This window comes from Neobacillus sp. NPDC093127 (assembly GCF_044754175.1).
Classification (GTDB): domain Bacteria; phylum Bacillota; class Bacilli; order Bacillales; family Cytobacillaceae; genus Neobacillus.
Genome location: NZ_JBIVOP010000001.1, coordinates 57269 through 69824, shown reverse-complemented (window position 1 = coordinate 69824; position 12556 = coordinate 57269). Strand labels below are relative to the sequence as shown.

The window sequence follows — 12556 nt, the reverse complement described above, 5'->3', positions numbered from 1 at the left end:
TATGGAAAAATTACTACAGGTAAATAACTTGAAAAAGCATTTCGATTTAGGGCATGGCGAAATCCTGAAAGCGGTTGACGGGGTAACATTTCATATTAATAAGGGTGAAACCTTTGGCATCGTTGGGGAATCGGGCTGTGGTAAATCTACTGCAGGCAGGACAATCATCGGCCTATATGACCGGACAGACGGGGAAGTGCTTTTTAACGGGAAAAACATTCACAACTTAAAATCACGGGAACGGTTTGCTTTTCACCGCCAAATCCAAATGATTTTTCAAGACCCATATGCATCATTAAACCCGAGATCAACCGTAAGTGAAATTATTTCTGAGCCGATGGAAGTCCATGGTTTGTATCCTAATAAAAAGGATCGATTAAAGCGGGTCTATCAATTATTAGAGGATGTTGGCTTAAATAAAGACCATGCCAACCGCTATCCCCATGAGTTCAGCGGCGGTCAGCGCCAAAGGATTGGCATTGCCCGCACACTGGCACTAGACCCGGAATTTATTATTGCTGATGAACCGATTTCCGCTTTAGATGTGTCCATCCAAGCCCAAGTTGTGAACTTGTTGAAGCGGCTTCAAAAGGAAAAGGGGCTAACCTACCTATTTATCGCTCATGACCTTTCTATGGTAAAACAAATCAGTGACCGGATTGGCGTCATGTATTTAGGGCAATTAGTTGAATTGACAACTAGCAGCGAATTATATAAGAAACCTCTACATCCGTACACACAGGCCTTGCTGTCAGCAATTCCGATCCCTGATCCGGACATAGAGGACAGAAGAGAGAGGATTATTTTGAAAGGGGAGCTGCCGAGTCCAATCAACCCGCCAAGCGGTTGTGTTTTTAGGACGCGCTGTCCAATGGCAATGGACATTTGCAGTGTCGAAAAACCAATGTGGCAAGAAATGGATGCGAACCATTTTGTCGCTTGTCACTTATATGATAAAAATAAAACCGGCGGGCACGATTATTCTCAGGCTGCCGTGACAATATAGTCGATGAAAAGCTTAGAAACGAGAATATTCGAAGAACTTAACGGATTCAAAGGGCGGATTGGGCTGGTTATTGAGATTGACAACGATCAGATTCAAGTGAATAGCTTGGAAGTGTTTCAGTCTGCAAGTCTAATTAAAGTCCCTATTTTAATCGAAGCACTGAGACAATGTGAGAATCGGGAGCTGGTCGAGAATGACCCAGTCCCGGTTTTAAAGGAAGCAATTGTCGGTGGTTCAGGCGTTTTGCAGGCGCTGTCACCTAATGTCCGGCTGACAGTTAGAGACATAATGACCTTAATGATTATCGTCTCAGATAATACGGCTACTAATCTTATGATTGACTTATTGGGAATGGATGCGATTAATCGGTTTATGCGGAAGTCTGGATTGAAGCAGACGGAACTGAACCGGAAAATGATGGACTTTCAGGCGATATCGCAGGGAAGGGACAATTACACCAGTCCGTTGGATATGATTCAATGCTTGAAGTGGATGACGGAAGGAACGGTTCTTTCAAAGAAGAGTCAGGCGGTGGCGTTGGAAATCATGGGATATCAGCAATTTAAAGATAAGCTGCCAGCGCAAATGGATGATCGGCTGTTCGTGGCCAACAAAACCGGTGAGCTTCCAAAAGTGGAACATGATTGTGCCGTGCTTCAATTTGGAAAGAAAACCGCTTTTGTGGCAGTCTTGATGGACCAGCTGGAAGACTTGCAAGCAGGAAAGCAAACCATGAATCAAATTGGAAAACATATTTATGATTATTTAGTTAAGTAGATAAGAAAGGGACTGACTTCTGAAAAAGTCAGTCCCTTAAATACGTATATTATCACATTGTTATCTACTTTCCGATTTGGGTCAGTGTACTGTTTCGTTAATTTAGATGATTTACACGGTCGTTATTGTTTCTAAACGGCCACCAGTTGGCTTCGCCAAAGGTTTTCACCATGACTGGTACAAACAATGGAAGCACAACGAGAGAATACAAGGCAAGACCGATTAAGAGAATCGCAGCAATTTCTAGCAAGGATAAAACGCCGGAAGGCATCATCGCCGCAAATGTACCGCCTAAGATAATAGCGGCTGAAATTATAACAGTGCCCATCTTTTTCATAGAATGCAAGATTGCCTGTTCCACTGGCAAATCCCGGTATTCGTTGAAACGGTCCATTAAGAATATGCTGTAGTCAATCCCAAGCGCTACTAAGATAACAAAGGCAAAAAATGGTACCGCCCAGCTTATACCTGAATAACCCAGCACATGTACAAAAATCGCTTCCGAAATTGCCATCGAAGTGAAGTAGGTTAGGATTAAGGAACCAATTAAGTAAAGCGGCATAATAATGGAACGCAGTAAAATGATTAGGATGATACTAATCCCGATAAGCATAAGTACCACTGTCCGGGAATAATCTGCCTTGGAAATGGTATCAAGGTCATTGTGCATACTTGATACACCGCCAACGGCTACTTTGGCATTTTCAAGCTTTGTATCCTTAACGGCTCGTTTGACCGCCTGCTTAATTTCTGGTATTCGATTAATCGCTGCATTGGAATACGGATTTTTATTAAAGACGACATCAATCGTCATCACTTTACGATCTACTGACATATAAGCATTGAGTGCTTGCTCAAAGTCCTTGCTATCCAGTACATCCTGCGGAATATAAAAACCATTCTGTTTTTGTTTCGCTACATCTGCCAAATAATCCTCAGCGGAGTTGAGACCGTTTGAAACTTGATTCAGGCCATCCGCACTTTGGGTTAATCCATCCGAGAGTTGGGTGATTTGACCGCTTATATCCTGAAAACCAGTTAAGAATTGCTGCTGTCCGTTTTTCAGGCCATCCAAACCACTAGAAACAGGTGAGAGGCCTTGGTCAATAATTTTTCCTTGTCCGTCAGCCGCTTCTGCAAGCCCTGTTTCAAGAGCACCGATTTTTGTAATAAACTGATCCAATCCACCTACCATCTGTTCTTGACCGGCAATTAATGTTTCAAATTGGCCATTCGCCATATTGAGTCCGTTTTGGGCTTCTGTCAGTTGTTCATTTATTTGCTTCAAGCCGCCGGCTAATTGTTGAGTTGCCGCTTGTGCACCTAGAGCATCCGGATTACCTGGAACACCTTTTATCGTCATTTTTATAGCTTGATAGTTTTCACTTTGGTCAATCGTAGGATATTCTTGTTCAAGACCAGTGAAATATGAATCCATCGCAACTAGGCTTTTGTTTAGTAAATCTACTTTCCCTGCAAGATCATCAAAATAGCCTTTAAGGGTTCCGATGCCTATGCTGGCGGATTTATAACCCTCAAGTAGTTGTTTGCCGCCATCACGGACTTTTTCAGCCCCAGCCTTTATTTCAACTAATCCGGCACGTGCCTGGGCAACACTTGTTGAACCATCTTTTAAACCATTTTGAATTTTAGTCAGATTATCTTCAATGGTACCGACCCCGGTTTTAAGGTCATTGGTCCCATTAATCAAGGTGTGAAGCCCATTTGTAGCCTCCTGCATTTTCGGCTGATTCGCTGCCATCTGGCTGCTTGCTTCGGCAAGACCGTCACTGATTTTCTTAATGCCGTCATTTCCTTGACCAAGTCCGTCCCCAAGGCTGCCTACTTGTTTCGATAGATAAAAATCTTCAATCGGTGCGCCTGTTGGCCGGGTTACAGAACGAACTGTTTTCACATCATTTACTTTATTCAGCTCCTGGCTGATTTTTTCTGTTAGCGCGATATAATCCGATGTGCTCATCTTGTCATCGTTTTTGATGACAATTTGTGTTGGCATCGATTCACCGGGACCGAATGAGTCAGCGATGATATTGAAGCCTTTTATCGAAGGATAATCATCACTGATTTCCTCAAGTGAGTTAAATGATAATTGACCCTTATAGGTGAATAAGAAGGGCACCGAAATGATGGCGACAAGGATAAAGGCAATCAACGGACGCGCTAGGGCAAATTTTCCGACAAAACCCCAGAATTTGCTATCACCATGCTCAAGCTTGCCTTTGGAAGGCCAAAATAGTTTTTTTCCAAGCACTGCCATGAAAAAGGGCACTACAGTGAAAAGCGCGATTAATAGAATGGCTACACCAACGGCAACGGCTGCTGCCGATTTGTAAAGCTGGAAGGTTGAAAAACCGATGGATGCAAAGCCAATTAAAACCGCAATCCCACTGAATAAAACAGTTTTTCCAGCAGTTCGATAAGTGGTAATAATCGCTTCATTCGCTTGTTCACCTTTTGCCAGTTCTTCTTTAAAGCGGCTGAGGAGCAGGATACAATAGTCCGTACCAATCCCAAACAGAACGGCCACCAAGAAAATCTGGGTAAAGGTTGACAGTGGGAAGTTAAACTTATCGACTAATATGGAAACGATTGATTGAGCCGTAAGATAGCTGAAGCCGACGGTTACTAACGGAATAATCGGTGCGACAGCAGATCTAAAAACAAGCAGGAGAACAATCAAAATGAAACCAACGGTGATTCCTTCTGTTTTTTTCAAGCCTTCTTGTGAGTTGGTGACGAGATCTTCGCCAATGACCCAGCTGCCTGTATAATAATGAGCAAGCTTGATCTCATTAATCGCTTTATATAAATCATTTGAAATATCTTTAGCTTCCCGGCCATTTGCGGTCACTTTTAGCGAAACAAGAATGGTTTTCCCATCTTTAGAAACAAGCTGATCCTTAAGCTGTTCTTGATTGAAATGTGTGAGGATGTCAGTAATTCCTAGTTCATTGTTATTCTTTTCAAGCAGTTTTACCGCTTTTTCTGCTGTCGAAAAATCATCCTTTGTTAACTTTTTATTACTATGGAAGACGAGGGCTGTTTGCAGATGACTGCCTTTGTTTTCACTCGACTGGACATCTTTGAGAATTTTTTCCGCAATGGTCGATGAATAACCTTCGGGTACTTTAATTTGTCCCTTCTCGCGGACAAGTGCTTCCATATTTGGAGCGACCATAAAAAGAGCAGTGATAACAGCAATCCATGCAACGAGGATCAACCATTTTCCTTTAATTATTGCTCTCACTTGTTTATTCCCCCAATTCTTCTTTCTTCTTGTGGTCTAATATTTGGGCTAGTTTTTCATACGTATTGATAAAATTCTTAATTTCTGACTCTTCAAATTGAGTAATGATGGATTCCACGAGAAATTGAATTTTTTCTTGGCAGTTCTGATAAAGAATATTGCCTTCATCCGTTAACGTTAAATATACTACTCTTCTGTCGTTTTCATCACGAGTTCTTTTAATAAGGCCTTTATCGGCCATTCGGTTGATAATCGCTGTGATGGCACTTTTATTCACTTCAAATGCATCAGCCAATTCAGAGGAAGTACATTCCTCTGACTGAGAAATGTACCTTAATATGTAGTGCTGGTCATTGGTTAAATCATCGCCAATTTTCCCTTTGATTAATGACTCCGCCTTTTTATGAACTTGAAAAGAAACTGTCACGTATCGGTCGATTAACTCCTGAATAACCTGGTTAGTCACAATATTTTCCACCTCGCAAATTTAGTTCAACTATTTAACTATTCACCTGTTTAACTATAAAACAAAGCAAAAGGAGTGTCAATTCCTTATCATTAAGGCGCTTTTTTGTCAGGTTTTACTTATAAAAATAAATAATTATATTTACAAAAAAATAGTTATTTATGTAAGATGATGCCATCTGATATAATACTATCAAATTATAGAAATGTGGTGACATCGTACATGACAAACGGCGAATTTGAATTGCTTGTGAAACGATTTGAGAAGGAGGCAGCCAGTAATTCAAAGTCATATCGAACAAAAGTGTTGTGGATGACAGGTCTTGGCTTTGGATATGTGTTTTTCTTTTTAGCCTGTTTTTTAGTTTTGATGGGGATATCGATTGCTTATTTAGCAAGCGGGCACTTTACCTTCGGCAGCATCAAACTTCTCCTCATTGCAGGTGCCTTATCCTATTTTATTTTAAAAGCATTATTTATAAAAATGGAGCTTCCGGACGGATATTATCTGAGCGAAGAAGAAGCACCACAATTGTTTGCTAGGATTGAAGAGTTAAGAAAGAAAATCGATACACCTGAAATTCATGCTATCCTGTTAGACAGCACATATAATGCAGGAGTTCTCGAATATTCTAAATTTGGTTTTATCGGCAGAAAACAAAATATTTTACAAATTGGCTTGCCGCTGTTGTCTACTTTAAGTGAACAAAATTTTCTTACCGTAATTGCCCATGAATTGGCCCATATCAGCCATTCAGACACGGCATTTGGTGCGAAAATTTACCGTGTACGCCGTACTTGGGGGAGGTTAATGCACTCATTAGAGGAGAATGAACAATTTGGGACGTTCCTTTTTAGGAAGTTCTTTACTTGGTACTATCCTCGGTACGATGCCTATACCTTTGCACTTGCTCGCCAACAGGAATATGAGGCAGACAGGGTTGCCATGGAAGTGACCTCGAATGCCGCTTCTTCCCTTTGTACGATTGAAGTGGCCGCCCGATATTTTGAAGAAGACTTTTATGATCAGTTATTTGAAGAAAGTGCAAAAACGGATTCCGTGCCTGAACCATACACAGAATTTAAATCGAAATTTAATAGTTTAAGTGTGTCACAATTTGAGAACTATCTTCAAGACTCATTAAAGCGGAAAAGTACGGTGACCGATACCCATCCAAGTTTGATGGAAAGACTGCACTTTTTACAAGGGGAGCCTTCTTTGCCTGAAAAAGTTAGTGACACGGCATTGGAAACCCTTTTCGTAAATCCTAAACGGATTCTTAATCACTTTAATGACCTTTGGATCCAGTGGAACCACGACAATTGGAAAGCAGGAATCAAAGACTATCATCATGACCAAAAAAGATTTGAAGAACTTTCAACCAAAAGCGCTCCTTTAGAATTGGCTGAATTATGGGAAAAGGGGAATCTTACAAGGCAATTTAAGGGGGATTTGGAAGCGGTAAAGATTTACGAAGAAATCGTTCAGTCCTATGCCGAAGAAGAAGTAGCCCCAGCCTATTTATTTTTAGGAAATTTTTATTTGGAAAATAAGACAACAGAAGAAGTTGGATTGGAATATATTGAAAAAGCAATATCCTTGGATTGGGAATGCCGTTTAAACGGCTTGGATAGTTTATGTGAATATTACCATCAAACAAATCAAACAGAAAAGCTGGAAGAAACAAAGGAAGAGCTTGAAAAATGGTTGGAAGTTGTCGAGCAATCAGACCAAGAATGTGATTATTTTTATGCCAATGATCAATATGTCTCACATGACAAATCAGCAAAAGAAATAGAACTTGGTGTTCAACAGTTAAGTTTGCATCCGGAAATTATATCTGCCTACCTAATTCGTAAGGTGTTAACTGTGATTCCTGAAAGACAGCAATATGTATTGGCGCTTAAAGTACTTACTCCAAAAGGAACTAAACATATAGAAAACATCGAAGAATTGTATGAGAAATATGTTCATGAACTAACTGCCTTCACTGATACCGCAATAATTATCCTAAATGAAAAGGATGAACTCTTGCAGAAAATTAAATCAATTGAATATGCGTCTATTCATAGTCTCAAAAAAAGTGAACGGGTATCATAAAAAAATGGCAAACCAATTGGTTTGCCATTTTTTACTCAACTATAATCGTACCCTTAAACATCTTCATCCCACAGCTAAATGTATATTCTCCTGTTTTGTCAGGGGTGAAGGTTAAATTGGTAGTACCTTCTATAAGGGTGATATTATTAATATTAAAATCCGGAATCATAAAGGTAGATAAGCAGCTATTATTTTTGAGTGGATTTTCGATTTCTAGGTCAACCGCCACCCCTTTTCTCACTCGAATTACGTTAGGTGTGTAGCCTTTTTCCGTTACGAGCATTTTCACTTTTGGTGTGCCTTCGTTCGTCACATCCACTTCCGTTTTCGCAACCTCCTGATTACTGGATGCCTGTTGTGCTTGGGTTTGAGCGGGTTCATCTTTCCCAGGGATTTTCACAAAATCACTGCTATACATGAATAGGAACAAGGATACAAGCACAACTCCTGCCCCTAAAATGGCAAATGGCGAAAGCTCCTGGGTATCAATCGAAAACTTGTTATTTGTAGCAACCTTAATATAAACAATTACAAAGCCGATGATAACAATATAAAAGCCTAATAAAATACCTACTAAAAGCGTTGGGTTAATAAATTGAAGGAAAAGTCCAAGTATCGCACCATTAATACTTCCCATTAAACCAGCAATTGACCCCATAAGAATAGCCAAAATTCCAATGGGGTGTCCGGCTAAAAAACCAATAATAAAGCCAATGATCATGCTGACACCAACGACTAGAAACATCTCACCGGAAAGAATCCCAATAATACTGCCGATAAGCAGGCCGGTTATCACAGCAATAACCATGCTGATCATGACCCCTGGCGTATTTGTCAGTTGGTTTTTATAACGGTATATAAGAAAAATAGAATAACCGGTGCCAATCGCAACAACTGCAGCTGATATAATCGAAAAAATTGTCATTTGGAATCTCCTCTTATGTTTCATTTGAAATAAACAACATAAGAGTATTATAAAGGCAAATAAGCAATTCAAATTTGTATTTTAAGTGATTAATATGAACTTTTTATGAATCTTGCTGGGAATGTGTGGAATGATTAGCGTAGATCATTTATCTTTTTCTTTATCAAGTGCATTTTTATAAATTCTTTTTAGGGTTTCATTTTGCATTTTGATGTATTCAAGCAAAAATTCCTTTTCTTCTTCATCCAGGTCAAGATCATCTTTGTCATCGTTCATGCGTTTCACCCCATTTTTTCTAATAACTGCATTTTAACCCATTTAAATAGAAGTTTAAAGTTGAAAGTAAGAAAAATATTCCACGATAGAATTGACATTTGTGAGCAGGACAGATATAATTTTTTAAAAATACTATTGAAACAATGACGAGGATTAGTAAAGTGAAGTGTTCTTACCTAGAGAGGAAACCATTGGTGCGAGGTTTCTTAAGACAATCATTTGAACCTGCCTCCGAGTTCTGTATCGGATAAATTTGAAGATACAAGCGGATAAACTCCGTTATCATGGAAAGAGTATAAAGCAATTGCTTTATGAATTTAGGGTGGTACCGCCAGGCCTTGGTCCCTTTTTAGGATCAAGGCCTTTTTGTATTTAAAAAACTTAATGAGGTGTCAAAAATGGCAAAGGAATTTGTAAAAGATGTAACAAGTATGGATGAGGATTTCGCCCAGTGGTATACAGATGTTGTTACGAAAGCAGATTTAATTGACTATTCAAGCGTGCGCGGTTCGATGATTATTCGACCATATGGTTATGCGCTTTGGGATAATATTAAAAATGAATTAGACAGTCGAATTAAAGAAACAGGTCATGAAAATGTGTATATGCCATTGTTTATTCCAGAAAGCCTGCTGCAAAAAGAGAAGGATCATGTGGAAGGATTCGCTCCAGAAGTAGCTTGGGTTACCCAAGGCGGATCTGAACCATTAGCGGAACGGTTAGTTGTTCGCCCAACATCAGAGGTACTGTTCTGTGAACATTATAGTAAAATCATTCATTCCCATAGAGATTTACCAAAGCTATATAACCAATGGTCAAATGTTGTCCGCTGGGAAAAAACAACTCGACCTTTCTTAAGGACAGTAGAATTTTTATGGCAGGAAGGACATACAGCCCATGCGACCGATGAGGACGCGATGGAAGAAACAATTAAGATGCTGAATGTGTATGCGGAGCTTTGTGAAACGGTTCTTGCGATTCCAGTTGTAAAAGGGCAAAAGACGGATAAGGAAAAATTCGCCGGTGCTAAAGCCACTTTCACGATTGAAAGCTTAATGCATGACGGAAAAGCTTTGCAGTCAGGAACTTCGCACCATTTTGGCACAGGCTTTGCGGAAGCATTTAACATTCAATACACGGATAAAGAAGGAAAACTGCAATATGTCCACCAAACATCATGGGGCTTCACAACAAGGATTATTGGCGCCTTGATCATGGTACACGGCGATGACCGCGGACTTGTCATTCCACCAAAAGCAGCACCAACGCAAGTCATGATTGTGCCGATTGCGCAGCACAAAGAAGGTGTGCTTGATTTTGCCTACGATTTGAAAAAGTCGCTTGCGGCTGTTGCTCGTGTTGAGATCGATGCCAGCGATAAAAAGCCAGGCTGGAAATTCAATGAGTACGAAATGAAGGGGATTCCAGTTCGTCTTGAAGTTGGACCAAAAGATATTGAAAATAAGCAAGTTGTTTTAGTAAGACGAGACACGTTAGAGAAGGTAATTGTTCCTTTGGATGAGTTAGAAACAAAGCTTGTTGAATTACTTGATGATATTCAATCCAATTTATATAACAAGGCATTGAACCACCGTGAAGATCGGACTACAGTTGCTCTAACCCTTCCTGAATTACAAGAATCACTTGAGGCAAAACCAGGATTTATCAAAGCGATGTGGTGCGGTGAACTAGCCTGTGAGGAAAAAATCAAAGAAGAAGCTGGGGCTACATCACGTTGTATCCCATTTGAACAAGAACAGCTTTCAGATTCATGCGTTTGCTGTGGAAAAGAAGCGAAACAAATGGTTTATTGGGCAAAAGCGTACTAAAAATATAATTTTCGAGGCTCTTCCTTTATGGGAGGGGCTTTTTTTCTGAAAAAGCCGTCTTTTCCTAGCGTTTATAGACAAAATATAGTTCCATGGGCGAATTTAGGAGTTCAATGAGCGAATCTCGGCATTCAATGAGCGAATCTCGCCATTCAACGGGCGAATTTCATTTCGCTCTTTTTTTATGCAAAAATACAGAAATGAATAAATGAAAAACTCGACCGCTCGAGTCGAGTTTTTCACTTAATCAAGAATATACCTTTTCAAATAGAACTTAGTAATCGCCAAATATTCTCGGGTATAGGATTTGAACACTGCCTTTAACGGGGTCTTCGCCGGAAGACCTTGTACTTCTAAGTCCTGGTCACGGGCGATTGAAATTGCTCGATACAAATGAAAGGTATTTGTAACCACAAGTCCAAGCTTCGCATCTTTAGGAATGAGCTTTTTCGAAAAATCAATATTTTCATATGTATCAGTGGAACGATCTTCTAATATGATCCGAGATTCACTAATTCCTTGCTTAACCAGCTCTCTTTTGATAGATTCCGCTTCGGAAATGTCTTCGCCCGGACCTTTGCCTCCCGATGCAATGACAACGGTATCCTTGTTTTCCTTTAAATATATCGCAGCAGCATTGATTCTGCTTGCGAATGCCAGTGAAGGGACCGTGCCTTTAACACTTGCCCCAAGGACGATTAAATAATCAGCATTCTTAGGCGCTTCCATCTTGCTGTACTGGCTAATTTTAAATTGCAAGAAGCCAATATAGAGTAGTCCTAATGCTGCTATAACTCCCACGACTGAAAGTATTCTTTTCTTTTTTTTCATCTTTTTCAATCCATTTCTACATGTTAATGGTACTATCAATAGATTGATAGTACCATAAAATAGCAATTTTTGAAAAAATTTTTATAAAAAAAGAAAATGTGCCTCTGTCAAATTTGTCCTTCATTCACAAACCCAAGAAAGCCCAATTGTCCCGACTCCAGTATGGACACCTGCAACCGTTATCAGCATTAATTTTTCTGTTTCGATTGTTGGAAATGCTTCGTTTAGATATCTTTCAAGTTCGGTTGCCCTGTCTAAATCGTTAGCATGGACAATAGCCACTTTCCGGACCGATTTTGTTTCAAGGTCTTCCTTTAGTTTATTCACCAGCCAGGCTAGCGCCTTTTTTTCAGTGCGAACCTTATCTTTAATCTTTGCGGCCCCATCTTCAATCGATAAAATCGGCTTAATATTAAACAGCGAAGCGATTAATTTTTGGCTGCCGGAAACCCTGCCGCTTTTGTGAAGCTGATCCAGATTTGATGGGACTAAATACAAACGAGTGTGGTCGCGTAAGGCATTTAATTGTCGAACCACTTCACTGGCATCAAGTCCTTGTTCTGTTAGTTCTATGCCTTTTTTTATTAAAAAAGAGAGAGGATAGGAACCCGTTTGTGAATCAATAGCAAACAGTTTAAAGTCTTCCATTTCCGCTGCCATCACCGATGCTTGGTAAGTTCCAGTTAATAGACTGGAGGCATGTATGGCAATGCCAAAATCATAGTTTTCCTTTAACTCCTTATAAAGGACCACAAAGTCAGCAATCGCTGTTTGCGAGGTTTGAAATTTCCCTTCTTCATTTTTCATACGGTCATAAAATTCCTGTTCGGAAATATCAATCGTTTCTTTGTAGAATTGATCATTAATGACAACGTGCAGGGGAATAACATGTATATGGTGCTGCTCAATAAACTCTTTACTAAGAGATGCGGTTGTGTCAGTAATCCATGCGATTTTTGCTTGGTTCATCATAATCCTCTTCCTTCAGTAGAATTCTCCAAAAAACGCCTGCAATCGTTGATTCAATAAATGAGGGCGTTTTCTCTTCATAACTAGATTTAACGATACAAGAATGAAA

The 12556-nt window shown here is 39.8% G+C and carries 10 protein-coding genes and 1 other annotated feature; of the genes, 4 read left to right on the top strand and 6 right to left on the bottom strand.

Annotation, left to right across the window (positions count from 1 at the left end; genetic code table 11):
• The first annotated feature begins 1 nt into the window (after nucleotide 1).
• Nucleotides 2–1006: an ABC transporter ATP-binding protein gene (locus ACIQCO_RS00325; RefSeq protein ID WP_400424395.1), complete on the top strand. Its 1005-nt coding sequence runs from the start codon at nucleotides 2–4 to the stop codon at nucleotides 1004–1006.
• A gap of 3 nt (nucleotides 1007–1009) precedes the next feature.
• Nucleotides 1010–1783: a serine hydrolase gene (locus ACIQCO_RS00320; RefSeq protein WP_400424392.1), complete on the top strand. Its 774-nt coding sequence runs from the start codon at nucleotides 1010–1012 to the stop codon at nucleotides 1781–1783.
• A 97-nt stretch (nucleotides 1784–1880) separates the two neighbouring features.
• On the opposite strand, the gene ACIQCO_RS00315 is transcribed toward ACIQCO_RS00320, so the two are convergent.
• Together ACIQCO_RS00315 and ACIQCO_RS00310 are read right to left on the bottom strand one after the other, a co-directional pair.
• Nucleotides 1881–5051 (bottom strand): MMPL family transporter, encoded by a 3171-nt coding sequence (locus ACIQCO_RS00315; RefSeq protein WP_400424389.1) that lies wholly within the window; start codon nucleotides 5049–5051, stop codon nucleotides 1881–1883.
• Between the two features lie 4 nt (nucleotides 5052–5055).
• Nucleotides 5056–5517, bottom strand: coding sequence for a MarR family winged helix-turn-helix transcriptional regulator (locus ACIQCO_RS00310; RefSeq protein ID WP_400424386.1), 462 nt, complete (start codon nucleotides 5515–5517; stop codon nucleotides 5056–5058).
• A gap of 222 nt (nucleotides 5518–5739) precedes the next feature.
• Between ACIQCO_RS00310 and ACIQCO_RS00305 the strand changes: the two genes are divergently transcribed.
• Nucleotides 5740–7617 carry a M48 family metalloprotease gene (locus ACIQCO_RS00305; RefSeq protein ID WP_400424384.1) on the top strand — a complete coding sequence of 626 codons (1878 nt, stop codon included), beginning with the start codon at nucleotides 5740–5742 and terminating at the stop codon, nucleotides 7615–7617.
• A 31-nt stretch (nucleotides 7618–7648) separates the two neighbouring features.
• On the opposite strand, the gene ACIQCO_RS00300 is transcribed toward ACIQCO_RS00305, so the two are convergent.
• Together ACIQCO_RS00300 and ACIQCO_RS00295 are read right to left on the bottom strand one after the other, a co-directional pair.
• Nucleotides 7649–8542 carry a cupredoxin domain-containing protein gene (locus ACIQCO_RS00300; RefSeq protein ID WP_400424381.1) on the bottom strand — a complete coding sequence of 298 codons (894 nt, stop codon included), beginning with the start codon at nucleotides 8540–8542 and terminating at the stop codon, nucleotides 7649–7651.
• Between the two features lie 144 nt (nucleotides 8543–8686).
• Nucleotides 8687–8818, bottom strand: coding sequence for a hypothetical protein (locus ACIQCO_RS00295; protein WP_400424378.1), 132 nt, complete (start codon nucleotides 8816–8818; stop codon nucleotides 8687–8689).
• Nucleotides 8819–8952: 134 nt separating this feature from the next.
• Nucleotides 8953–9168: a binding site (T-box leader), on the top strand.
• A gap of 48 nt (nucleotides 9169–9216) precedes the next feature.
• On the opposite strand from ACIQCO_RS00295, the gene proS reads away from it, so the two are divergent.
• Nucleotides 9217–10647, top strand: coding sequence for a proline--tRNA ligase (gene proS, locus ACIQCO_RS00290; RefSeq protein WP_400424375.1), 1431 nt, complete (start codon nucleotides 9217–9219; stop codon nucleotides 10645–10647).
• A gap of 243 nt (nucleotides 10648–10890) precedes the next feature.
• On the opposite strand, the gene ACIQCO_RS00285 is transcribed toward proS, so the two are convergent.
• Nucleotides 10891–11478, bottom strand: coding sequence for a YdcF family protein (locus ACIQCO_RS00285; protein WP_400425876.1), 588 nt, complete (start codon nucleotides 11476–11478; stop codon nucleotides 10891–10893).
• Between the two features lie 120 nt (nucleotides 11479–11598).
• On the bottom strand, nucleotides 11599–12447 hold the full coding sequence (locus ACIQCO_RS00280; protein WP_400424372.1) for a DegV family protein: 849 nt from the start codon (nucleotides 12445–12447) through the stop codon (nucleotides 11599–11601).
• Nucleotides 12448–12556: the final 109 nt, after the last annotated feature.